Source organism: Brucella daejeonensis (assembly GCF_014199265.1).
In the GTDB taxonomy this organism is placed as follows: domain Bacteria; phylum Pseudomonadota; class Alphaproteobacteria; order Rhizobiales; family Rhizobiaceae; genus Brucella; species Brucella daejeonensis.
This window is the reverse complement of the sequence record NZ_JACIJG010000002.1, coordinates 154,789-176,563: the sequence shown is the minus strand read 5'-3', so window position 1 is coordinate 176,563 and position 21,775 is coordinate 154,789. Positions and strand designations below refer to the sequence as shown.

The following is a 21,775-nucleotide window of genomic DNA, read 5'->3' as shown; positions in this document are numbered from 1 at the left end:
GTTCCCCTCTTGTGCGGCAGCCTTCCGCACTTGTTTATTCGCCTCAGCGTAAAGGTCAAAATGTAAGTTTACAACAAAACTTTTTATTTAAAAGAGACAAAAGAGCCTACAATGTAGGAAAATAACAAAAATAAACTGTCTTTGCGTCGATGCGAGGCAAACAAGGGAACGAAAATATGTCTATCATCAAACGGGAACTGGGTAGAAATTGGACGGCCGGCCTTCTGGCCGGATTAAGCATTCTGGCTCTGTCATCGACGGCGGATGCCGGCGAAGTACGCATGACCGTTGCGGAGTACAGCTCCAAAACCGGCCCTTATTTCGAGGAAGTTAAGAAGGCTTTCGAAGCCGACAATCCCGGGATCACGCTCAACTTCGAGATTGTTCCATGGGACGTACTCTTGCAGAAATTGACGACCGATATTTCGGCTGGCACCAATGCCGACCTGTCGATCATCGGCACACGCTGGCTGATCGACTTCGTCCAGCAGGGCATCGCTGAACCGCTGGATGCCTACATGAACGACGAGTTCAAGGGCCGTTTTATCGAGACATTCCTGTCGCCTTCCGTCCTTGAAGGCAAGACCTATGGCCTGCCGATCGCCGCTTCTGCACGCGCCATGTATTACAACAAGGATCTGCTGGCGAAAGCCGGCGTCGAAAATCCGCCTGCGACCTGGGACGAACTGAAGGCGGCTGCGGCCAAGATCAAGGCGCTTGGCGGCGAGAATTATGGCTTCGGCCTTCAGGGTAAGGAAATCGAGACCGACGTCTATTACTATTATGCCATGTGGTCCTACGGAACCGAAATCCTGAACAAGGACGGCACATCGGGACTGAGCACGCCGGGCGCGCTGGAAGCGACCAAACTCTACAAATCGATGATAGATGAAGGGCTAACCCAGCCCGGCATCACCTCCTACGCCCGCGAAGACGTGCAAAACCTCTTCAAGCAGGGCAAGGTCGGAATGATGATCACTGCGCCCTTTCTGTCGAATCAGATCAAGGAAGAAGCGCCTGACCTCAAATATGGCGTCGCGGCCATTCCTGCCGGCCCCACAGGCGCGCGCGGCACCTATGGCGTGACCGATTCCGTCATCATGTTCCAGAACTCCAGAAACAAAGAGGAGGCCTGGAAGGTACTCGACTTCCTGTTCCAGACCGAATGGCGCGCCAGATTCACGCAAGGCGAGGGCTTCCTGCCGGTCAACAAGGAAGAAGCGAAGATGGATTACTATGTCAATAATACCGATCTCGCTGCCTTTACCGCGCTTCTGCCGGATGCCCGCTTCGCGCCGGTAATCCCCGGATGGGAAGAAATTGCCGACATCACGTCCAACGCCATGCAGAGCATCTATCTTGGCAAGAGTGAGCCTGATGCCGTCCTGAAGGATGCTGCCGCCAAGGCGGATGCGATCCTGAAAAAGTAATTCTCCCCGCCTGCCCGGCAGCGTCCCCCACGCCGCCGGGCCTTTTCCTTCCGAGACTGTAAATCACCGATGCAAAGCCGCACCCTGCCCTATCTTCTGATCCTGCCAAGTCTGCTTCTGGCCACAGTGGTGATCTTTTGGCCCGTGGTGCATCTCGTCGAAATTGCCAGCCATGACGTCAACCGTTTCGGCCAGTTGCGGGATTTCAGCGGTAGCGAAAATTTCGCTGCTCTTTTCGCAACATCCGATTTCCTCAACGCCCTCTTGCGGACGGCCGTATGGACAGTTGCCGTAGTTGGCGGCGCAATGGTCGTCTCAATCCCGGTCGCCATCACCCTCAACATGGACTTTTACGGCCGCTCGGTCGCGCGGGTCATCGTCATGCTGCCTTGGGCCGTCTCGCTCACAATGACAGCCATCGTCTGGCGCTGGGCACTCAACGGCGAAAGCGGAATGCTCAATTCGGCACTGCGCGGTCTCGGCATCATCGACAGCAATATCCAATGGCTGGCGAGTGCGGCAACGGCCTTTCCGATGCAGATACTTGTCGGTATTCTGGTCACGGTGCCTTTCACGACAACAATCTTTCTCGGCGACCTGTCATCCATTCCCGATGATCTTTATGAAGCATCGTCGCTGGAAGGCGCCAGCCTGTGGCAGCAATTTCACGAGATCACATTCCCGCTTCTGAAGCCCTTCGTGAACATCGCCATCGTGCTCAACACGATCTATGTCTTCAATTCCTTTCCCATCATCTGGGTGATGACGCAAGGTGGACCGGCCAATTCCACCGACATTCTGGTGACACATCTCTACAAGCTCGCTTTCAGGCTTGGAAAGCTGGGCGAAGCTTCCGCCGTATCGTTGATCATGCTGGCGATCCTGCTTGTGTTCACTGCAATCTATATCCGCCTTGCCATGCGGGGAGAGCGCACATGACCGGATCGAAAGCCAAACGTACGATCGTCGCATGGGCGGTTCTATCGCCCCTCATCGTACTGACGCTGTTTCCCTTCGCGGTGATGTTTCTCACAGCGGTAAAGCCGGCACAGGAAGTTTTGTCGCCGCACTGGTGGCCGAGCAGCTTCCACTGGCGGAATTTTTCCGAAATGTGGGTGGCGACCAATTTCGGCCAGGCGCTTCTGAATTCAATCTACGTATCAGTGATAGCCTCGGGCGCCATCGTGGTTTCCGTTCCCGCTGCCTACGCCATGTCGCGCTTCCGTTTTGCGGGCTACGGTGCGTTTCGACAATTTCTGCTTGTCTCGCAGATGATATCGCCCATCGTCCTCGTGCTGGGTCTGTTTCGGCTGCTAGCTGCTTATGGACTGATTGAAAGCGTGTCGGCGGTCGGTGCCGTCTACATGGCATTCAACATCGCCTTCACCGTGTGGATGCTACAAAGTTATTTCGACACCATTCCGCGCGACCTTGAAGAAGCATCATGGATGGAAGGCGCAGGCCGGGGCAAGACACTGGTCAAAGTATTCCTGCCGCTCTGCCTGCCTGCGATTGCCGTCACGGCGATCTTCACCTTCATCAATGCATGGAACGAATTCGTCGTGGCGTTAACCATGCTGCGCAGGCAGGAAAGTTACACGCTGCCGATCCAGGTCTTCTCGCTGGTGGCCGGGCGCTACACGGTCGAATGGCACTATGTCATGGCAGCGACACTTGTTGCCACGCTACCGGTCGCAATCCTCTTCATCTGGCTCCAACGCTATCTCATTAAGGGGCTGGCCCTTGGAGCCGTCAAATAACCGGAGAAAATCATGTCCACAAAACAGGTCTTTGGCGCATCTCATGTGCCTCTTTCCCCCGCTGTTCGCGCAGGAGATACCGTTTATATTTCGGGTCAGGTGCCGGTCGGTCCTGACGGCCGCGTCGTCGACGGCGGCATCGAAGCCCAGACGAGACAGGTACTCGAAAACGTCAAGACCGCACTGGCATTGGCCGGAGCCAGTATCGACGACGTCGTCAAGACGACTGTCTGGCTGGAGGATGCGCGTGATTTCGGCCGCATGAATGCCGTCTACGCCACCTATTTTGCCAAGGAGCCGCCAGCGCGTACGACCGTCGAATCCCGACTGATGATCGACATCAAGATCGAAGTCGAAGCCATCGCCTACGCACCGCTGAAATAAACACCCGTTCCCGCAGGCCATTTCCATGCGTATTTTTACCGCGTCGTTCGCGACCGAAACAAATACCTTCTCGCCAGTGCCGACCGACCGGGTTTCTTTCGAGATGGCTTTTTATGCAGCACCGGGCAAACACCCGAAAACGCCGACGCTTTGCTCGTCGCCCATCGTGGCCTTGCGCAAGCGCGCGGCTACGGAAGAATTGACTGTCATCGAAGGAACCGCCACCTGGGCCGAGCCTGGAGGATTGTTGCAGCGGCAGGCCTATGAGGAATTGCGCGACGAAATCCTCGATCAACTGAAGGCAGCGATGCCTGTCAACGCCGTTATACTGGGCCTGCACGGGGCGATGGTCGCGCAAGGTTATGACGATTGCGAGGGCAATCTTCTGGAACGCGTACGGACCATTGTCGGACCGGATGTTCTGATCGCAGGCGAGTTCGACCCGCATAGCCACCTGACACCGAAACGCGTCGAAAATATCGATATTTTCGCTTCTTTCCTCGAATTTCCCCACACGGATTTTTACGAGCGCGGCGAACATATCGTCGATCTGACGCTTGATGCCTTGAAAGGGCGGATAAAGCCGGTCATATCGACCTTCGACTGTAGGATGATCGGCGTCTTCCCGACAAGCAAGGAGCCCATGCGCTCCTTCATCGACCGCATCAAGGCGATGCACGGGCAAGACGGAATTCTTTCGATTTCCGTTATTCATGGCTTCATGGCCGCGGACGTTCCGGAGCTGGGGACCCGAATCCTCGTCGTCACCGATAACGACCCCAAAAGGGGGGCATCTCTTGCGGAAAAGCTCGGGCGCGAATTGATCGATATGCGCGAGCAGACCCTGATGACCATGCTCGATACAGATCAGGGGATAGACCGGGCGCTTGCCGCCCACGCAGCCAATCCGGAAAAACCCGCTGTCATCGCCGATGTCTGGGACAACCCCGGCGGAGGTGTTGCCGGTGATGGCACCTATGTCCTGCGGCGTCTGATCGAACGCGGCATCGACAATGTCGGCGTTGCCACGATCTGGGACCCCATCGCCGTGACTTTCTGTCATGCGGCAGGCGAAGGCGCGGTGATCGATCTTCGCTTCGGCGGAAAGTCCGGCCCGCTTGGCGGAGCTCCCATAGATGCCCGCGTTACGGTCATGCAGACGACCTTGGAAGGTTGGCAGAGTTTCGGTCCGAGCCGCGTGACGCTTGGTCCATCGGCAGTCATCCGCATCGAGGGGACCGACACCGACATAATTCTGAATACCAACCGCACCCAAACCTTCGAGCCGGACATATTCTCGAATGTCGGTATCGATCCGATGAAGAAGGATATATTGTTGGTCAAATCCACCAATCACTTCCATGCGGGCTTTGTGCCCATCGCCGCCGAAATCGTCTATGTCGCGGCGGCGAGTTCCTATCCAAGCAACCCGCGTGTGACCGATTATCGCAAGCTCGTTCGGCCCATCTGGCCGCGCGTCGAGAACCCTTGGAAATAGGGCATTTCCGGCAAGAATGCGAATATGGTGAAAGCAAAAGGGCGCGGAATGGAACCGCGCTCCTTTCATTCATCAATAAGCCAAAAAAGTGGAAACGATCGGCACATAGGTCACGATCAGCAGGAAGGCGAAAAGGGCCATATACATGCTGAACGCCTGTTTGGTGAAATTGCTCACCTGAACCTTGGCGATGTTACAGACCATCAGCATCACGGTGCCGACCGGTGGCGTCAATGTACCGATGGACAAATTGACGATAGTGATGATCCCGAAATGAACCGGGTCAATCCCGAGTACTTTTACCGTGGGCATAAGGAGTGGCACCAGAACAATCATCAATGCAGTGCCTTCGATCAGCATTCCCAGAACTAGCAAAATGACATTGATTGCCAGCAGGAACACATAAGGATTATCCGTGAAGGAGGATACCAACTGCATCAGAGACTGCCCCGCCTGCTCCAGCGAAAATACCCAGGCCAGCGCCGACGACGCCATGATGACCAGCATCACCGAAGCGGTCGATTTTGCCGTTTCGATCAGTGAATCCACGACATGGGAAACCCGCATCTCGCGATAAATGACGAAGCCAATGATCAGAACCAGTGTAACCGCGACCGCACCGGCTTCCGTCGGTGTGAAGACATTGAGCCGGATACCGCCGAGAATAGCGATGATGAGCACCAGCGCAGGCCATGCGGATGAAAGCGTGGAGCGGACTTCGGCCCCTGTCAGCTTGTGATCGCGACTGGCCTTGTATCCGCGCCGCACCGAGGTCGTATAGGCCGCGAACATCAGGATTGCCGCGCCAAGCAGCCCCGGAACGATACCGGCCATGAACATCTTGCCGATGGAGACGTCGGCAATCAGACCATAGATGATGAGCGCGATGCCGGGAGGAATAATCGGAGTGACGAGCGATCCGGCGGCAGTCACCGCACAGGAAAAGGCCCGGTCATAACCGCGTTTTTCCATTTCCGGCACCAGCATACGGGTCAACATGGCACTGTCGGCAAGGTTCGACGCACTGACGCCGCCCATCAGCATCGAAACCATGATATTGGTAAGCGCCATACCTCCGCGCAGACGACCGACAAGCAGATCGGCAACCTTGATCATGCGTTCAGCGATACCGGTATGGGACATGACCGTCCCCAGCATGATGAAGAAGGGAATAGCCAGAAGAGACGTGTTCTGCGCCGGACCGATGAAACGCTGCACCGCAATGGCGATTGGCATCGGGTTGAAGAACACGAAATAGGTGAAGACCGCCACAAGAATACCGACATAGAGGCGCATGTTCAGCGCAATCAATGCCAGCATAATGAGGATAACGATTGTAAGATTCATGCCTTGGCTCCGGCAAAAGCAGCGCGCAAGGTCTTGTAAGCGCCGGCAAACAGGTAGAGAGCGATGATTACGAAGCCGATCGGCACGGCAATGTCGATCCAGAAGTAAGATACACGCAGAACGCTCGTTATCTTTATCTTCGCGGCAATGGCGAGTTTGTATCCCGCATAGGAAACGTAAAGCAGAAAAAGGCCCGACAGGGCCGAAACAAAGGCGTTCACAACTGCGCGCGCCTTTTCCGGCAGAAGGTCGACGAGCATCGGAATGGCAAGGTGCTGATTGCTACGTTCGGCTGCAATACTGCCCAGCATGACGATCCAAACCATCAATAGACCGGCAATCTCCTCGGTCCACTGCAAAGGCTGGTTCAGCCAGTAACGCATGACAACGGCAATATTGAACACGACAAGCAATATGAACAGCGGAGCTGCAGCCAGCCAGTCGGTCAGTTTTTCCAGAAATTTCATCGGAAGCGGCCTAGACAAGTGACCGTGCCTCAAAACGGGTTGCGGCACGGTCATTCATGATGACGATTATCAGTTCAGTTCAGCCTGAATCTTTTCATAAAGGCCCGGCGACCATTCGGGGAACTGGGTGTAGACTTTCTCGGCCAAAGCCTTGAAAGGCGCGCGATCGACTTCGATCACTTCCACGCCAGCTTCCTTCATCTTCGCGATCATTTCATTGTCTTTTTCGATCGTCAGCTTCTGACTGTAAAGGCCGGCATCGTAAGCCGTTTCGTGAATGAGCTTGAGCTGTTCTTCCGGAAGTGTGGAGAAGAAGGCTTCGCCGCCGACGATCAGCGCCACATTGGTCAGATAACCGACTTTGCTCAGATACTTGGCTTCTTCCTGAAACTTCTGGCCATAGAGCACTGAAATCGGATTCTCGACGCCGTCAATCACGCCCTGAGCCAGCGCGGGGAATGTTTCACCCAGCGGCATCGGGGTCGGCGTCGCGCCCATGGCCTCGAACGTCTTGATCTGCATGATGTTGTTCGGCACTCGGATCTTCATACCCTTGAGGTCTTCAGGCGTGCGGATCGGCTTCTTGGAGATGATCTGACGAATGCCGTAAAGATAGTTCGGCATCACGATGTGAATGCCCTTCGCCTTCAGCTCTTCCGACTTCTGCCTGAACCACGGTCCGTCATAGACCTTGAAAAGTTTCGCCGGATCGTCGCTCAGGAACGGGCCATAGAGCACGCCGAGGTCAGGATCGTACTCGGCCAGGAAGCCGACGTCCGAAATAGTGACAACATTGAGGCCCATCATGGCCTGCTCCGTCACGTCCTTCTTGGAACCCAGCTGAGAGCTTGGAAAGAGCTCCAGCGTGATTTCGCCATTCGAACGCTTGGCAAGATCATCTTTCCAGTGATGCATGACCTCATCGAAAGGTTCGCCCGGATTGTTCTCATAGGCAACCTTGATGGATACATTGGCTGCAAGAGTTGCCGCGCTGCCGGCAAGCAACATGCCCGCCGCTATCATACCGGTAACGATTCTTTTCATTTTATTCCTCCCTTTGGGATATTAATGGCCGTGGGCCGGTTTCCTGCGCAGCGCAAACCCGTCCCCGGGGGTACGCCATGCGTCAATTTTAGTTTCTTTCGATGATGATCTTCAGGACGTTGCGGTCGCTGTCCCAATAGGGCAATGCGGCTTCGGCTTCCTCGAAAGGAAACACCCGGGAGATCAGCCCGTCGGCCTCGCTTCCGAGCTTTTCCAGATGCGTGATGACGGCCTCGAAATCGGCAAGCGTCGCATTGCGCGAGCCCATGATGTCGAGTTCCTTCAGGTTGAAGAACTGCGTCTGATAGGTAACCGGGGCCTTGGAATAACCGACATAGACCACGCGTCCGGCAAAACCGGCCAGATCGATCGCCTGCGTGAAGGTAATCGGCAGTCCAACCGCCTCGAAAGCAATGTCCACGCCGTCATCGCCGGTCAGTTTCATCACCTTCGCCACCACGTCGTCACCGCTTGGCAGGGCATGGGCTGCACCGAACTGCATGGCGAGTTCACGCTTTTCCGCGCTTGGATCGATGGCGATCACCTTGGCTCCACGCGCCACCGCGCCGATCAGCACACCCATGCCGATCATGCCGCAGCCAAGCACCGCCACCGTGTCGCCAGCCTCGACGCGACCGCGCGCCACCGCATGGAAGCCGACCGAGAGCGGCTCGACCAACGCCAGATGACGCGGTTCCAGCGTATCGTTGAGGATCAGCTTTTCGGCGGGCAGGACGATCTGGTCGGCCAGACCGCCATTCTGCTGCACGCCAAGCGTCTTGTTATAACGGCATGCATTGAGCCGTCCCTTACGGCAGGACGAGCATTCGCCGCAATTTGTATAGGGCAGCACAATCACCCGCTTGCCCTTGGCAAAGGCGGGATCGACGCCAACCGCTGCCTCCATGATCTCACCGCCAATTTCATGGCCCGGAATACGCGGCAGTTGCACCAGCGGGTTCAACCCCTTGAAGGTGTTCAGGTCACTGCCGCACAGGCCGATATGACGCACCCGCACCCGGACATGGCCTGGCAGCAGGGGAGCCTCATTGATTTCGGCAAAGCGGGTCACGTTTTCGCTCTCGATGCGCAGAGCTTTTACCATCATATATTCCAATCAATACAAACTATTAGAAGGATCAGGTGACAGCGCCGACTTGCCATGGCACGAATTCATTGTCGCCATAGTCGTAGATTTCGCTCAGCGTCTTTTCGCCGGATGCGGCTGCGATAATGTGCTCGAAAATGCGTGTGCCCGCTTGCTCGATTGTCTCGTCGCCGGTGACGATGCCGCCGCAGTTGATGTCCATGTCTTCCTTCATGTGCTCGTACATTTCGGAATTCGTGGCGATCTTGATGCAGGGCGACGGCTTGAAGCCGGAAACGGAACCGCGCCCCGTCGTAAAACAGATGACATTGCAGCCGCCTGCCACCTGTCCGGTCACGGCAACCGGATCGTAACCCGGCGTATCCATGAAGACGAAGCCCGACTCGGTGACGGTTTCGGCAAATTCATAGACCGCCTTGAGTGGCATGGAACCGCCCTTGGCAACCGCACCCAGCGACTTTTCCAGGATGGTGGTCAGGCCGCCAAGCTTGTTGCCATGCGAGGGATTGTTGTTGAGTTCGTCGCCATTGCGCGCCGTATAGTCGCGCCACCAGTCAATGCGCTGCAACAGTTTTTCCGCTACCGCCGGCGTCACGGCGCGCCGCGTCAGAAGGTGCTCCGCGCCATAGATTTCCGGTGTTTCAGCCAGAACCGTCGTACCACCATTGCGCACGATCAGATCGGACGCGTAGCCCAGCGCCGGATTGGCCGAAATGCCGGAATAACCATCCGAGCCGCCGCATTCGAGCGCCACTTTCAGCTTCGACAAGGGCTGTTTCGTGCGCTTGGCCTCATTGATCAGCGGCAGCATTTCCTTGATCTCGGCAATCGCATGATCAATCGTCTTGCGGGTGCCGCCGTGTTGCTGGATCGTCATGGTGCGCAGGCGTGAGCCTTCCTCCATGCGATAATGTTCAAGGATCGGTGCAATCTGGTTGGTTTCGCAGCCAAGGCCGATCAGCAGTATGCCGCCGAAATTCGGATGCTTGGCATAGCCCTGAATGGTGCGGGTCAACAGCCGATAGCCTTCCGACTTGGTGTTGAGCGCGCAACCGCTGCCATGGGTCAGCGCGACAACGCCATCCACATTGTCGAACCCGTCCAGACCACCCATGCGATTGAAATAATCGGCAATATAGCGCGACACCGTGGCCGAACAATTCACCGAGGAAATGACGCCGATATAGTTGCGCGTACCGACACCGCCCGCACCACGATCATAGCCCATGAAATGGCGACGTTCCGCCTCCGGCACCATGCCACGTTCTTCAATATCGATGGAGAACTGGTGCTCATGCTCGGAAGGCAGCATAGCGAGATTTTGCAGATGCACATGCTCGCCCAGCGCAATATCCTTCGTAGCAATGCCGATGACCTGACCGTATTTCAGGACTTCCTTGCCTTCGGGAATATCGCGGATGGCAACCTTGTGGCCACGCCCAATCAGTTCGCGGGCGTTGATATCGTTTAGCCCAATCGGATCGCCAGCACGAACCGAGACGCGCGCCACGGCGACATCATCCGATGGATGCAGCAGGATGACCGGCGCAGCCACAGCGGCAACGGAATCATTCATGGTTCTTACCTTACTCTCAAATCCTTCCTCCGACATCTCAGTCGCGAGGTTCATGATCCATCCAGCGTTGCTTGGACCGCTCCAGATGCGTTCGCATCGCTGCCTGCGCCCGAAGCGGATCCCTCGCTTCCAGCGCCGCATAAACCATTTCGTGCTCGGCCAGCGCCAAGGCCCACGTATCGCCGTCTTCAAAGCGGGTACGAATTTGCGACGTCAGAGGGCTGTGCCGCTCGTCGAACAAATCCCGAATGACCCGCACAAGCACGGAATTGCCCGACTGCTCAGCAACAAGCAGATGAAACTGCCTGTCAAGTTCGATAGCCTTATTACCGGAATCGACAATCTCCCGCATCTGGTCGAGCGTAGCGCGCAGTTCCGTCAATGCCTCTGGCGTCATGCGCGCGCAGGCCATCACGACTACGCTGCCCTCGATCAATTCGCGGGCCTGCATGATCTCCAGCGGGCTTTCACCAAAGGACACGGCCTGCTCCACCGCCCGCCTTTCGGTTTCCGCGCTGACATAGACGCCCGAACCCATGCGAACTTCAACACTGCCGGCTATCTCCAGCGCAATCAGCGCCTCACGTAGCGACGGGCGCGACACGCCCAACTGATGGGCGAGTTCACGCTCGGCCGGAAGTCTGCTTCCGACCGGAAACTCTCCACCCTCGATCAATCCTCTGATCCGGTCAGCAATCTGCTGGTAAAGCCTGCGAGGCTCAGCTGTCGCCGCAAAATCGTTCATCGTCACTCCCAAATTGGCCTTACCATATTGCCAAGATCGATGAATATCAATCGTCAAATCGCTCATCCTCGGCTTAGTTTTGCACATTGGCTTGACCAATTTAACTTCAGTGGATTATCTGACCCGACCATTTGGGAGCACTCCATGCACGAAAAACCAGCGATCCTTCAATTCGGCACCAGCCGTTTTCTACTTGCCCACGCCGATTTCTTCGTTTCGGAAGCGCTCGCCAGAAGTGAAGCCGTCGGCACCATTGCCGTGGTGCAGACGACATCCAACCCGCAAAGTGCGGCACGCATTAAGGCGCTGAATGAGAGCAAAACCTATCCGGTCGTGATCCGCGGCCTGATCGATGGTAAGCCTTCCGAGATCGAGTATCAGTCCGTGAGCGTTTCCGCGGCCTTTTCCGCCCATCACCACTGGGCGGCGATCCTCGATCTCGGCACGTCCGTCAATGTTATCCTCTCCAATACCGGTGACAAGGGCTATGAGCTGGATCCTGACGACAACAGTTCGCTGCTTGCCACTCCGGAAGTACTGCCGAAAAGCTTTCCGGCCAAGCTGATCGTGCTTCTGCATCATCGCTGGCAGACGAACCCGGAAGCACCACTATCCGTCTTCCCCTGCGAACTGATTTCACGAAATGGCGACAGGTTGCGGTCGATCTTGCTTACCATGGCCGATGACTGGAAACTGCCTGACGGCTTTATTCAGTGGCTTGAAACACAATGCGTTTTTGCCAACAGTCTCGTTGATCGCATCGTTTCAGAACCTCTTGAACCAGCAGGAGCTATTGCCGAACCCTATGCCCTATGGGCTATCGAAAAAGCGGACGGTTTGACGCTCCCCTGTACCCATGGCGACATTATCGTGACCGACGATCTTGCACGCTATGAACGGTTGAAACTTTATCTGCTCAATCTTGGTCATAGCTTCATCGCCGAACAATGGCTCAAGAGCAACCGACCGAAAGACGAAATCGTGCTGGAAGCCATGCAGGATGAAACGATTCGCAACGAACTGGAAAAGGTTTGGCGCGAGGAAGTGTTGCCGGTTTTTGCGGCAGAGGGGTTTGGTGCGGAAGCCGAAACCTATCTCGCATCGGTGCGAGACCGTTTTCTCAATCCGTTCCTGAAGCACCGCATCGCGGATATTGCTTCCAACCATGAAGAAAAGAAGCAGCGGCGGTTTGCGCCAGTGATTGCCCGCGCTGAAGAACTCGGACTGCGTCTGGCGCAGCACCGCCTGAAAGCGGCTCTCGCCTGACAAGAAGCCGTAAAAAATAAGGCGGCTTTTCTCTACAGAAAAGCCGCCACCTAAAATATTACATAATCAAGCCCAGAACCCGGATTTGCCACACGCTCCCACCCGGCTGAGACCTCGAGCGGAACGCGCCAATAATGCCTTGCTATTCAAAAACGAACCGCCATTTCCTGACGATTCACACAACCGGACCATGAACGACGGAACAGACCATAAAAAACGATTTCTTCTGTCGTTCTGCGCATCTCCTGCACATATCTAACGACATGCCAAAAGAGATCACGCGCCGAATGCGCAGGGCCACCCTATAAACAAACTGTCAATGCAATGGAAACAGTTTGTCAACAAAATCGGTCACAATACCGTGAAAAACCATACTAAAGTCTATAGTTTATAAAACTTAGCCCATCATTACTTGCGTAGTATATTAGATACTACTTCGCCATACCCTCCTTATCTCCGATGTACGGTTAGGCCGTGCGGGACAGATTGGCCGCAATCTGTCCGGGCACACGATAGCGGATGTGACAGCCGTGAATGCCCTGATGCTCCACATCGACCTCGACGCCGAACACGGTACGAACAAGATCGGGGTTCAGTACATCTCGCGATGGCCCAAGCGCCACCAGATTGCCCTGGTCCATGACAGCGATGCGGTCACAGAACATGGCCGCATGATTCAGGTCATGCAGAGCCGCCACGACTGTCAGTTTCTGACGCCTGACAAGATCAAGAAGCCCGATCTGGTGCCCTATATCGAGGTGGTTGGTCGGTTCATCCAGAAGCAGTATCTGCGGTTCCTGCGCCAGAGCGCGCGCTATATGCAGGCGCTGCCGCTCGCCACCGGAAAGCGTGTGCCATTGGCGGTTGGCCAGATGCGCCATGTCGACATCGGCGAGTGCCCGATCGACAATCGCATCGTCCTTCACCGACCATGGCGACAGCGCCCCAAGATAGGGGGTACGCCCCAGCGCGACGGCTTGCCGCGCGGTGATGCGCTCACCTGTTCCGGCCTGTTGTTCGACCAGCGCCAGTTTCCGGGCTATTTCACGTCGACTGAACCGACCGATAGGCGTTCCACACAGGCTGACCTCGCCGATACGGCAGCGGCGAACACCGGAAAGCAATGACAGGAAACTCGTTTTGCCCGAGCCGTTCGGACCGATAATGCCGAGAAACTCGCCCTCATGCACGTCCAATGAGAGGTTGCGCAGGATTTCGATACTGCCCGCCAACCAGCCGACATTGCGCGCCGACAGGATCATGACGCCGCCCTCCCCTTTCCCAGCAGCAGGGCGAAGGCAGGAGCGCCGAACAATGCCGTAATGACCCCGATTGGCAAAACCTGACCGGGAACGATGATACGCGACAGGATGTCGGCAACTATCATGAAAATCGCACCGATTAGTGCGGCGGCGGGCAACAGCTTGCCATGACGGACCCCGACAACCATCCGCGCGGCATGGGGAATGACGAGGCCGACGAAGCCAACAGAGCCGACAATGGAAACCATCACTGCCGTCATCAGCGCACAGACACCGATCAGCACCGCATGGGCGCGGCGCACGGCAATGCCAAGCGAAGCGGCGGATTCTGTTCCGAAGGTAAAGGCATCGAGCGCGCGAGCATACCAGAGACAGACGGCAAGGCCGATCAGGCAAGCAGGCAAAGCCAGCGCCACATCCGGCCAGCGTACGCCGGAAAGATTGCCGAGAAGCCAGAACATGATCCCGCGTGCCTGCTCCGCATTTGCGGCCTTGGTGACGATGAACGATGTCAGCGCGTTGAAGAGCTGAGAACCTGCGATGCCTGCAAGGATGATCGCGCTGTTGTCGCGGCCGGCCCGCAATGCCAGCAGGGAAACCAGCGCGAAAGCGACTATGGCTCCGATGAATGCGCCGAACGACAGCGAAACCAGGCTTGCCCCTATGCCCAGAACGGCGACAGCCACGGCCCCGGTCGAAGCTCCGGCGGAAATGCCCAGAATGTACGGATCGGCCAGCGAATTTCGCAGCAGCGACTGGAGAATGACGCCAGACAAGGCCAGAGCCGCGCCGCAACAGGCAGCTATGACCGCGCGGCTGAGCCGATAGCTCCATACGATACCTTCATCGATTGGCTCCACCGTATATCCGGCATTCCACAGCCGGTTGGCGACAGTCTTGGCAACCACGTCGAGGGGTATGGCCGTTTCGCCAATGGCTGCGCCAAGCCACAACGCACAGAACAGAAGAAGAAGCGAAAAGAACAGCAGAAGCGTGCCGGAGCGTACATCTCCCCTCTTTCTGGTGCTCGCCAAAAACTTGAGCGCCGTCACTTGCCAAGTTCCGATGCAGCGATATCGGCGGCAAGCGTTTCGACGCCCTCTATCACCCGAAGCGACGTGCTCATCGACTGCGCGTCCATGTCGAATACGTGCCCGTCCTGGACCGCAGGCATAAGCTTGGTCACCGCATCGTTTTCCAGAAACCGATGTTTCACGGCAATGTCGTCAGCCGGGTAGCGGCGGCGATCGAGCTTGGCCGCGATGATCATTGACGGACCGGATTTCGCAATCGTTTCCCAACCCACCATCGGCCATTCCTCTTCGCTGTCGATCACATTCTTGATGCCCAGTGCTGAAAGAATATAGGCTGGAGCGCCAAACCTGCCCGCAACATAGGGATCGGCGTCGACTTGCGTACTGGAGAACCAGACCACGGCCGAAAGCTTGCCGCCGGTGGAAGCGATTTTCCCGCGAGCCGCCGCTTCTCGCGCCTTCAGCTCCGCGACCAGCCTTTCGCCGCGATCCTGCACATTGAAGATTTCAGCAAGTTCGGTGATCTCCCGATAGACAATGTCCATCGTGAAAGCTGCCGTGCGAATACCATCACCGCCGCCGGAATTATCCTTGCCTACACAATCAGATGGCGACGTATAGGCAGGAACGCCCAGTTCCTCAAACTGTTCAGGTCTGGCCACGATTCCCACCGGGCCGACATGCCACTGAAAATCAGCCGTCACGATATCAGGCTTTTGCGCCAGTACGCTCTCAAAACTCGGATCATTGTCCGCAAGCCGTTTCACCTTTGCGTTCACATCCTCGAAGCCCTTGAGGACCGGGCCAAACCAGACCGCCGTCCCCACTACCCTGTCGCCGAGCCCGAGACTGTAGAGTATCTCGGCGCTGCTCTGGCCAACCGCGACCGCACGGTTCGGTGCATGTGTGAATGTAACCTCGCGGCCACAATTTCTGAGCGTTAGTGGATATTGTGTTTCTGCAGCCTGAGCCGCGAAACCGCTTGCAAAAAGAGCAACTGCACAAAAGACGGCACGAAACGGCGTCCTGCCTAAGTTTTTCATCGAAATCCCCGAAAAGAAGAGAGAACACGCTGTCAGATGGCGGATACGATCCGGCTCAGAAAACGGACATGCCAATCCGGGGACAAAGCCAGATTACAGGCCGGATCACTACGGCCACAATCGTGCAATGACGGTATTGGGAAGCGCCTTGCGACGCGGAGATCTGTCATAACCGACTCCTGTTCCGGGCATCCCCGCCCGTGACAATGGACAACACTCGACGGCAGGTCTCCTGGCTCGCGAACATCTGCGATTCATCTGCCTTCCCGCGCTTCTTCGGCGCAGTGGCATGACGCTTGGAGCGTCACGAAGATGAACGGCAATCCGCTTACAGTTGCGGGGGCAGCCACGGTCTTGGCCCCTTGTTGGGTCGTCCTCACCGTGTTCCCTATTAATCCCCTTCACTCTCGGTCGGGGAACCGTCGTTATACTATTACGTCGCCATTTCGCAGCCGTCAAGCGCATCTGGCCGTGCTGTTTTCGCCCTGCTATTTTCAGGCGCGTCGAAAGTAGCGAATCCAAATTCTGACTAAACTGTCCTCGCATACGCTGGCTTATTGAATTTGTTTTCGCTAATCTCCATGTAATACGCTCCCGCTAGAGGAGCGGGATTTGGGGAAATCCGCCGGACGGCGGCATGATTCCATTGGGAGGACACATGCGTAGATTTATTATAGCCCTGACGTCGATAGCGGCGTTGGGTATGGTTGGCACTGCTTCCGCGGAAGACTACAAAGTGTTGGCGCCAGCGGCCCCAGGCGGCGGCTGGGACCAGACGGCACGTACAATGCAGAGCGTGCTTCAGGACGAAAAGATTTCCGGCAGCGTTCAGGTCATCAACGTTCCCGGTGCCGGTGGCACCATCGGCCTTGCACAGTTCGTCAACCAGAACAAGGGCGACCCAAGTCAGCTCATCGTCGGCGGATATGTCATGGTCGGCGCAATCCTGACCAACAAGTCGCCCGTTACTCTGGAGCAGATCACACCGATCGCCCGCCTCACCGGTGAATATGAAGCCATCGTCGTGCCTGCTTCTTCCGATATTCAAAACCTTGGCGATCTCGCGGCCAAGCTGAAGGCCGATCCCGGTTCAGTTTCATGGGGCGGCGGCTCCGCCGGCGGCACGGATCACATCACCGCTGGCCTTTTCGCCAAGGCTTCGGGTGTTGATCCGACCAAGGTCAATTACATCGCCTTCTCCGGCGGAGGCGAAGCGCTCGCCGCCATTCTCGGCAATCAGGTGACTGTCGGCATTTCCGGCTATGGCGAGTTCGAAGCCCAGATCAAGGCCGGCACATTGCGCGTCATTGGGATTTCGAGCGACGAGCCTGTCGAAGGTATCGACGCACCAACCTTCAAGGAAGGCGGCGTGGACGTATCGATCCAGAACTGGCGTATGGTGAGTGCAGCTCCCGGCATCTCGGCCGAGCAGGAAGCTGCCATCAATGCCGATATCGAAAAAATGGTGAAATCGGAATCCTGGCAGAAGGCGCTGAAGGACAAGGGCTGGGCGGATACCTATCTGGCAGGCCCCGCGTTCAAAGAGCAACTCGCCAAGGACATCACCGCGACTGAAGCCATCCTCAAGGAAATCGGCCTCGTCAAATGACAGTTTCAGAACGTCAGGAAGAGCGCCGCCCCGAAAGGGCGGCGCCAGATTTCGCCGCTCTTGTCATCGCTTTCGTTCTTGCCGTCGTAGCCATTGCCATCACCTGGTCGACAACCTACGGCAACGATGTGAGCAGCTACTCGCCCGTTGGCCCCAAAACCGTTCCCTATGTCATAGCCGCCGGATTGTTCGGCCTCGCCATTTGGACCGTTATTGAGGCGCTTCGCGGCGACTTTCCCAAGCGGGAGCATCAGGAAATCGCCCCCATGGCCTGGATCATCGGTGGTCTGGCGATCCAGATGCTGACGATGAAGACTGTCGGCTTTTCGCTGGCAACCGGCCTGCTTTTCGCGGCGACCGCGCGCGGCTTCGGCTACCGCAAATTCTGGATCAGCGTACCCGTGGGCATCGTCTTCGCTTTCGCGATCTGGTTCGTCTTCGCTCGTGGCCTCCAGCTATCACTGCCGTCCGGCTGGCTTGAACAATTCGTTTAAAGACGGAGCGCCTTCATGGATACTGTCGCACTTCTCGCCCACGGACTTCTGGTGGCGCTGGAACCGTCAAACCTTCTTTACGCCCTGATCGGCGTCACGCTCGGCACCGCCGTCGGCGTTCTGCCCGGTATTGGCCCCGCGCTGACCGTGGCGCTTCTCCTGCCCGTTACCTACAAGCTGGATCCATCCGGCTCGCTGATCATGTTCGCAGGCATTTATTATGGCGGCATGTATGGCGGATCGACAACTTCGATCCTGCTCAACACGCCGGGCGAAAGCGCCTCCATCGTCACGGCACTTGAAGGCAACAAGATGGCTCGCGCCGGGCGCGGCGGCCCTGCCCTTGCAACGGCCGCCATCGGTTCCTTCATCGCGGGCCTCATCGCCACGCTGGCGCTTGCCTTCGTGGCGCCATGGGTCGTAAAATTCGCATTGTCCTTCGGACCATCCGAATATTTCGCCCTGATGCTCCTGGCTTTCATGACCGTTTCCGCAGCCTTCGGCGATTCCACGCTTCGCGGTCTGACATCCCTTTTTATTGGTCTGGCGCTCGGCCTGATAGGTATTGATCAGCTCACCGGACAAGCCCGACTGGTCATGGGAACGCCGAACCTGCTCGACGGAATCAATGTGACCACGCTCGCGGTTGCACTCTTCGCGATCGGAGAAACGCTTGCGGTCGTGTCGAAAAAGCTTGGCCCGGAAGACGACGTCATTGCGGTCAAAGGCTCTGTCTGGATGACGAAGAATGACTGGAAACGCTCGTGGATGCCCTGGCTGCGCGGCACCGCGATCGGCTTTCCCATCGGCGCCATGCCTGCGGGCGGCGCTGACGTCTCGAGTTTCCTCTCCTATTCGGCGGAACGGCAGTTCTCGAAGCATCCTGAAGAATTCGGCAATGGCGCTATAGAAGGCGTCGCCGGGCCGGAAGCCGCCAATAACGCGTCGGCAGCCGGTACGCTCGTACCGCTTTTGACGCTCGGACTGCCAACGACTGCAACAGCAGCTATCATGCTGGCGGGTTTTCAGCAGTTTGGCCTGCAGCCCGGCCCCCTTCTCTTCGTGACCAACGCCACGCTGGTTTGGGGTCTTGTGGCGAGCCTTCTTGTCGCCAACATGATGCTTCTGGTCTTGAACCTGCCTCTGATCGGCCTCTGGGTTAAAATGCTCACTATCCCGCGCCACTGGCTCTATGCAGGCATTCTCGTATTTGCGACGCTCGGAACTATCGGCGCAAACGCATCGACGTCGATGCTATTCGGCCTACCGGTTTCGTTCGAACTCGGCCTGCTTCTGGCATTCGGTGTGCTGGGCTATGTGCTTCGGCGTTTCTCTTACCCCATTGCGCCGGTTGTCGTCGGGCTGATCCTTGGCCCGATGGCCGAGAAAAGCCTGCGCCAGGCATTGCAGATCAGTCAGGGCAATCCGACCGCCCTTGTCCACTCCTGGGTATCGATCGTCCTGATCGCCCTGGCAATCGCCGCAGTTGTCGTCCCCATGATCCTGCGTCAGCGCGGGAAAGGCGAACTGCTGAGCCAGATGGCAACAGACGAGGACTAAAACACAAAAGCCCGGAGGAAACTCCGGGCTCCATTACTCAGATACGCTTACGCCTACTTGATCTGCTTATCCCCTGATGCGACGGAACTGTTCAACGTCGATACCAAGCGTCTCGAGGTCCCGAGCGGCAGGCACCCGGTGATTGCGCACGGCAGCCGAAACACGAATGGCACTGCCGAATTGCGCGAATGCACGACCGAAACTGTTATTAAAGCGGGCAAACATTTTCATCTCCATCCGGACACGTCCTCGGTCCGTGCCCTTAAAATGGGAGCAGTCGGCCTTGTTTAGAAGGCCGACATTTGCATGCCAGCCATGCGGATTCCGCATGTTCCGTATTCCTCCCTTGATCGCGATCAATGCCCTTGGTCGGGTGACTTGCGAAGCTTGTGCCAGCTATTGCAACGGCCCTAAAGCGTATCGCATTCAATCATACTCAGGTGACACGCTTTAAGTTTTTGTTTTGACGCATGTCTTTATCCCGAAACCGGTTCCCACTTTCGGGAGACATGCTCTAAGGAAGGAAATACGGAATGTCGAATACACCTCATACCCTCGGAGAAGAATTTCCCGGCCAACTCGATGCAATTCATATATTGAAGGCAGAGGACCCGAAATTTGCCTGCGTTCTTGAGGAATATGATTCCGTCAATGATCGCATTCATCGGGCAGAGACGAAGATCGCGCCAGTCAGCCAGGAAGAAGAAACCAATCTGCGCAGGCAGCGCCTGGCTCTCAAAGACCATATTGCCGAGATGCTCGCAGCGGCCTGATCAGTCACCAGCGTTTTCCAGCAAAAATCCGAGATGCATCAGCGAATATCCTATAAAAAGTGCGTGTTTCAGCGACGGACTGAGCGGTAATTCCTGACGCTGAAACGGGGAGGATTACCTTGGGAACAGCCAATTCGGGATCGCTTCTTCCTGATGTGATCCTGTTCTGGCTACCCAAAGTATACCCTATCGATCGCCACTTTCCTTTATATCCAAAAACAACTTCGCAGCGTCCAGTATCTGTTCCCGAACATCAGACCGAGCGTCGGCATTGAACTTCGATAACTTCAGATGCCCACCTGATTTAACCATTTCCTTCGGCGTTACGCCAAACCGCTCACGAAACATCCGGTTGAGCGCTGTCGGTGACTCAAAACCGCTTTCATGCGCCATCTGCTTTGCTGTGACGCCTCGATACCGGTTCTCCGCCATGACACGAAGAACATAATCCAGACGCTTGTCCTTGATGTATTTTGATATACCATTCTCGGAGTCGAATAGCCGATAAAGATGTGCTCGCGATATATTGAAATGGGATTGAATATAAGAAACGTTCAATTCTCTATTTTGTATATTTTTTTCTATAAAGCTGACGATGGATGACTTGATTCCATTGCTATGAATTACAGTGTCTGAAATGTCGGAAACCTCGGTTCCGTTGACGGCGGATGAAAGCAGAAAGATGAGTGCGTTCTTGGCATAGTCAGCTTCTTCATCTGTCAATTCCGGGCCTACTTCCAGGATTCCCCGCATAAAGCCGGCGATCAGGCGGGAAGATGCAGCCTGCCCCGGCAACACCAGTCCATGAATATTTTTCCAATGTACAGCTTTGTCCAAATCCTGTCTCGGGACCACCACCGTGATCCGATGCCCCGGATTGACGTTGCTCTGCACGACACGCCCCAGATCGATAATAAGGATGTCTCCGGGGGAAGCTTTTGAAACCACCCCGCTAAAATCTCCTGAAATCTCGCCCTCAGTGATAATCTGAATAAGATATGAATCCAGCCCCCCGGAACTGATCAAGAGCCGATCCCGCTGGTAACGTTGGGCGTTGGACCTGATCTCGCCGATCGCCAGATTTGCCAGAGGAAATGTTGTTATATCGCCCTCAAGCGTTATCGGAGTGTCTCGCTCAAAAGACAAAACATGATACACGGGCCCAATGAGAGTCCGCCAGAACTCGGTCCTTTCCGCGGGAAGCACGTGGGATGTGGATAGGTGAGACTTTTTCATTACGATTAAGAAAATAACAGTACGCCAATCAGGCCAATCTAATTAATATAACTATTTTTTGGGACAGTTCAAATATTCATGAAACCTTGCGGTGAACATTCAGGAAAATCCGCTGATTTCAGGAACTTTGACCATTCCG

General features: G+C 56.1%; 21 protein-coding genes and 1 riboswitch. Of the genes, 10 read left to right on the top strand and 11 right to left on the bottom strand.

Going from position 1 to position 21,775, the window contains the following annotated elements:
• Window positions 1-176 precede the first annotated feature (176 nt).
• The 5 genes from FHS76_RS03165 to FHS76_RS03145 all read left to right on the top strand — a co-directional run bounded on the left by FHS76_RS03165 (window position 177) and on the right by FHS76_RS03145 (window position 5,072).
• On the top strand, window positions 177-1,430 hold the full coding sequence (locus FHS76_RS03165) for an ABC transporter substrate-binding protein (RefSeq protein WP_183647963.1): 1,254 nt from the start codon (window positions 177-179) through the stop codon (window positions 1,428-1,430).
• Window positions 1,431-1,499: 69 nt separating this feature from the next.
• Complete coding sequence (locus tag FHS76_RS03160; protein ID WP_183647961.1) at window positions 1,500-2,369, top strand: carbohydrate ABC transporter permease; 870 nt, start codon at window positions 1,500-1,502, stop codon at window positions 2,367-2,369.
• On the top strand, window positions 2,366-3,190 hold the full coding sequence (locus tag FHS76_RS03155) for a carbohydrate ABC transporter permease (protein ID WP_183647959.1): 825 nt from the start codon (window positions 2,366-2,368) through the stop codon (window positions 3,188-3,190). Before FHS76_RS03160 ends, FHS76_RS03155 begins: the two co-directional genes overlap by 4 nt.
• A gap of 12 nt (window positions 3,191-3,202) precedes the next feature.
• Entirely contained in the window at window positions 3,203-3,574 is a 372-nt protein-coding gene (locus FHS76_RS03150; protein ID WP_183647957.1) for a RidA family protein, read from the top strand.
• Between the two features lie 25 nt (window positions 3,575-3,599).
• Window positions 3,600-5,072, top strand: coding sequence for a M81 family metallopeptidase (locus tag FHS76_RS03145; protein WP_183647955.1), 1,473 nt, complete (start codon window positions 3,600-3,602; stop codon window positions 5,070-5,072).
• 72 nt (window positions 5,073-5,144) lie between these two features.
• Here FHS76_RS03145 and FHS76_RS03140 read toward each other — a convergent pair whose 3' ends face one another.
• The 6 genes from FHS76_RS03140 to FHS76_RS03115 form a co-directional block, all read right to left on the bottom strand.
• The gene (locus FHS76_RS03140; RefSeq protein ID WP_183647951.1) at window positions 5,145-6,419 is read right to left on the bottom strand and encodes a TRAP transporter large permease; all 1,275 of its coding nucleotides are present in this window, start codon (window positions 6,417-6,419) and stop codon (window positions 5,145-5,147) included.
• Window positions 6,416-6,886, bottom strand: a complete 471-nt coding sequence (locus FHS76_RS03135; RefSeq protein ID WP_183647947.1) for a TRAP transporter small permease — start codon at window positions 6,884-6,886, stop codon at window positions 6,416-6,418. The genes FHS76_RS03140 and FHS76_RS03135 overlap by 4 nt, the downstream gene beginning before the upstream one ends.
• Window positions 6,887-6,955: 69 nt before the next feature.
• Entirely contained in the window at window positions 6,956-7,930 is a 975-nt protein-coding gene (locus FHS76_RS03130; RefSeq protein WP_183647946.1) for a C4-dicarboxylate TRAP transporter substrate-binding protein, read from the bottom strand.
• A gap of 88 nt (window positions 7,931-8,018) precedes the next feature.
• On the bottom strand, window positions 8,019-9,035 hold the full coding sequence (locus FHS76_RS03125) for a zinc-binding alcohol dehydrogenase family protein (RefSeq protein ID WP_183647943.1): 1,017 nt from the start codon (window positions 9,033-9,035) through the stop codon (window positions 8,019-8,021).
• Between the two features lie 34 nt (window positions 9,036-9,069).
• A complete protein-coding gene (locus FHS76_RS03120; protein WP_183647940.1) occupies window positions 9,070-10,614 on the bottom strand; it encodes a UxaA family hydrolase in 1,545 nt (514 codons plus the stop codon).
• 37 nt (window positions 10,615-10,651) lie between these two features.
• Complete coding sequence (locus FHS76_RS03115) at window positions 10,652-11,359, bottom strand: FadR/GntR family transcriptional regulator (protein ID WP_183647939.1); 708 nt, start codon at window positions 11,357-11,359, stop codon at window positions 10,652-10,654.
• Window positions 11,360-11,503: 144 nt separating this feature from the next.
• On the opposite strand from FHS76_RS03115, the gene FHS76_RS03110 reads away from it, so the two are divergent.
• Complete coding sequence (locus FHS76_RS03110) at window positions 11,504-12,625, top strand: mannitol dehydrogenase family protein (RefSeq protein WP_183647936.1); 1,122 nt, start codon at window positions 11,504-11,506, stop codon at window positions 12,623-12,625.
• 467 nt (window positions 12,626-13,092) lie between these two features.
• Here FHS76_RS03110 and FHS76_RS03105 read toward each other — a convergent pair whose 3' ends face one another.
• Genes FHS76_RS03105 through FHS76_RS03095 form a run of 3 tightly spaced genes read right to left on the bottom strand, consistent with a single transcriptional unit; the run spans window position 13,093 to window position 15,964 of the window.
• Entirely contained in the window at window positions 13,093-13,887 is a 795-nt protein-coding gene (locus FHS76_RS03105) for an ABC transporter ATP-binding protein (protein WP_183647933.1), read from the bottom strand.
• On the bottom strand, window positions 13,884-14,921 hold the full coding sequence (locus tag FHS76_RS03100; protein ID WP_235992560.1) for a FecCD family ABC transporter permease: 1,038 nt from the start codon (window positions 14,919-14,921) through the stop codon (window positions 13,884-13,886). The genes FHS76_RS03105 and FHS76_RS03100 overlap by 4 nt, the downstream gene beginning before the upstream one ends.
• 14 nt (window positions 14,922-14,935) lie before the next feature.
• Window positions 14,936-15,964 carry an ABC transporter substrate-binding protein gene (locus FHS76_RS03095; RefSeq protein WP_183647931.1) on the bottom strand — a complete coding sequence of 343 codons (1,029 nt, stop codon included), beginning with the start codon at window positions 15,962-15,964 and terminating at the stop codon, window positions 14,936-14,938.
• Window positions 15,965-16,169: 205 nt separating this feature from the next.
• A riboswitch (cobalamin riboswitch) is annotated at window positions 16,170-16,403 on the bottom strand.
• A gap of 219 nt (window positions 16,404-16,622) precedes the next feature.
• On the opposite strand from FHS76_RS03095, the gene FHS76_RS03090 reads away from it, so the two are divergent.
• Genes FHS76_RS03090 through FHS76_RS03080 form a run of 3 tightly spaced genes read left to right on the top strand, consistent with a single transcriptional unit; the run spans window position 16,623 to window position 19,627 of the window.
• Window positions 16,623-17,573, top strand: coding sequence for a Bug family tripartite tricarboxylate transporter substrate binding protein (locus FHS76_RS03090; RefSeq protein WP_183647928.1), 951 nt, complete (start codon window positions 16,623-16,625; stop codon window positions 17,571-17,573).
• On the top strand, window positions 17,570-18,067 hold the full coding sequence (locus FHS76_RS03085; RefSeq protein ID WP_183647925.1) for a tripartite tricarboxylate transporter TctB family protein: 498 nt from the start codon (window positions 17,570-17,572) through the stop codon (window positions 18,065-18,067). Before FHS76_RS03090 ends, FHS76_RS03085 begins: the two co-directional genes overlap by 4 nt.
• Before the next feature lie 15 nt (window positions 18,068-18,082).
• Window positions 18,083-19,627 carry a tripartite tricarboxylate transporter permease gene (locus tag FHS76_RS03080; RefSeq protein ID WP_183647922.1) on the top strand — a complete coding sequence of 515 codons (1,545 nt, stop codon included), beginning with the start codon at window positions 18,083-18,085 and terminating at the stop codon, window positions 19,625-19,627.
• A gap of 66 nt (window positions 19,628-19,693) precedes the next feature.
• Here the strand turns inward: FHS76_RS03080 and FHS76_RS03075 are convergent, their stop codons facing one another.
• Window positions 19,694-19,852: a hypothetical protein gene (locus FHS76_RS03075; RefSeq protein WP_183648454.1), complete on the bottom strand. Its 159-nt coding sequence runs from the start codon at window positions 19,850-19,852 to the stop codon at window positions 19,694-19,696.
• Window positions 19,853-20,160: 308 nt separating this feature from the next.
• On the opposite strand from FHS76_RS03075, the gene FHS76_RS03070 reads away from it, so the two are divergent.
• On the top strand, window positions 20,161-20,400 hold the full coding sequence (locus FHS76_RS03070) for a YdcH family protein (RefSeq protein WP_183647919.1): 240 nt from the start codon (window positions 20,161-20,163) through the stop codon (window positions 20,398-20,400).
• A gap of 186 nt (window positions 20,401-20,586) precedes the next feature.
• On the opposite strand, the gene FHS76_RS03065 is transcribed toward FHS76_RS03070, so the two are convergent.
• The gene (locus FHS76_RS03065) at window positions 20,587-21,636 is read right to left on the bottom strand and encodes a helix-turn-helix domain-containing protein (RefSeq protein ID WP_235992548.1); all 1,050 of its coding nucleotides are present in this window, start codon (window positions 21,634-21,636) and stop codon (window positions 20,587-20,589) included.
• Window positions 21,637-21,775: the final 139 nt, after the last annotated feature.

What these genes read in the sequence shown, in the direction of transcription:
- FHS76_RS03165 (WP_183647963.1), top strand. Translation starts at nt 177, where the DNA reads ATGTCTATCATCAAACGGGAACTGGGTAGAAATTGGACGGCCGGCCTT.
- FHS76_RS03110 (WP_183647936.1), top strand. Translation starts at nt 11,504, where the DNA reads ATGCACGAAAAACCAGCGATCCTTCAATTCGGCACCAGCCGTTTTCTA.
- FHS76_RS03065 (WP_235992548.1), bottom strand. Translation starts at nt 21,636, where the DNA reads ATGAAAAAGTCTCACCTATCCACATCCCACGTGCTTCCCGCGGAAAGG.
- FHS76_RS03075 (WP_183648454.1), bottom strand. Translation starts at nt 19,852, where the DNA reads ATGTTTGCCCGCTTTAATAACAGTTTCGGTCGTGCATTCGCGCAATTC.
- FHS76_RS03155 (WP_183647959.1), top strand. Translation starts at nt 2,366, where the DNA reads ATGACCGGATCGAAAGCCAAACGTACGATCGTCGCATGGGCGGTTCTA.
- FHS76_RS03120 (WP_183647940.1), bottom strand. Translation starts at nt 10,614, where the DNA reads ATGAATGATTCCGTTGCCGCTGTGGCTGCGCCGGTCATCCTGCTGCAT.
- FHS76_RS03095 (WP_183647931.1), bottom strand. Translation starts at nt 15,964, where the DNA reads ATGAAAAACTTAGGCAGGACGCCGTTTCGTGCCGTCTTTTGTGCAGTT.
- FHS76_RS03140 (WP_183647951.1), bottom strand. Translation starts at nt 6,419, where the DNA reads ATGAATCTTACAATCGTTATCCTCATTATGCTGGCATTGATTGCGCTG.
- FHS76_RS03135 (WP_183647947.1), bottom strand. Translation starts at nt 6,886, where the DNA reads ATGAAATTTCTGGAAAAACTGACCGACTGGCTGGCTGCAGCTCCGCTG.
- FHS76_RS03105 (WP_183647933.1), bottom strand. Translation starts at nt 13,887, where the DNA reads ATGATCCTGTCGGCGCGCAATGTCGGCTGGTTGGCGGGCAGTATCGAA.
- FHS76_RS03115 (WP_183647939.1), bottom strand. Translation starts at nt 11,359, where the DNA reads ATGAACGATTTTGCGGCGACAGCTGAGCCTCGCAGGCTTTACCAGCAG.
- FHS76_RS03090 (WP_183647928.1), top strand. Translation starts at nt 16,623, where the DNA reads ATGCGTAGATTTATTATAGCCCTGACGTCGATAGCGGCGTTGGGTATG.
- FHS76_RS03125 (WP_183647943.1), bottom strand. Translation starts at nt 9,035, where the DNA reads ATGGTAAAAGCTCTGCGCATCGAGAGCGAAAACGTGACCCGCTTTGCC.
- FHS76_RS03145 (WP_183647955.1), top strand. Translation starts at nt 3,600, where the DNA reads ATGCGTATTTTTACCGCGTCGTTCGCGACCGAAACAAATACCTTCTCG.
- FHS76_RS03160 (WP_183647961.1), top strand. Translation starts at nt 1,500, where the DNA reads ATGCAAAGCCGCACCCTGCCCTATCTTCTGATCCTGCCAAGTCTGCTT.
- FHS76_RS03150 (WP_183647957.1), top strand. Translation starts at nt 3,203, where the DNA reads ATGTCCACAAAACAGGTCTTTGGCGCATCTCATGTGCCTCTTTCCCCC.
- FHS76_RS03080 (WP_183647922.1), top strand. Translation starts at nt 18,083, where the DNA reads ATGGATACTGTCGCACTTCTCGCCCACGGACTTCTGGTGGCGCTGGAA.
- FHS76_RS03130 (WP_183647946.1), bottom strand. Translation starts at nt 7,930, where the DNA reads ATGAAAAGAATCGTTACCGGTATGATAGCGGCGGGCATGTTGCTTGCC.
- FHS76_RS03085 (WP_183647925.1), top strand. Translation starts at nt 17,570, where the DNA reads ATGACAGTTTCAGAACGTCAGGAAGAGCGCCGCCCCGAAAGGGCGGCG.
- FHS76_RS03070 (WP_183647919.1), top strand. Translation starts at nt 20,161, where the DNA reads ATGTCGAATACACCTCATACCCTCGGAGAAGAATTTCCCGGCCAACTC.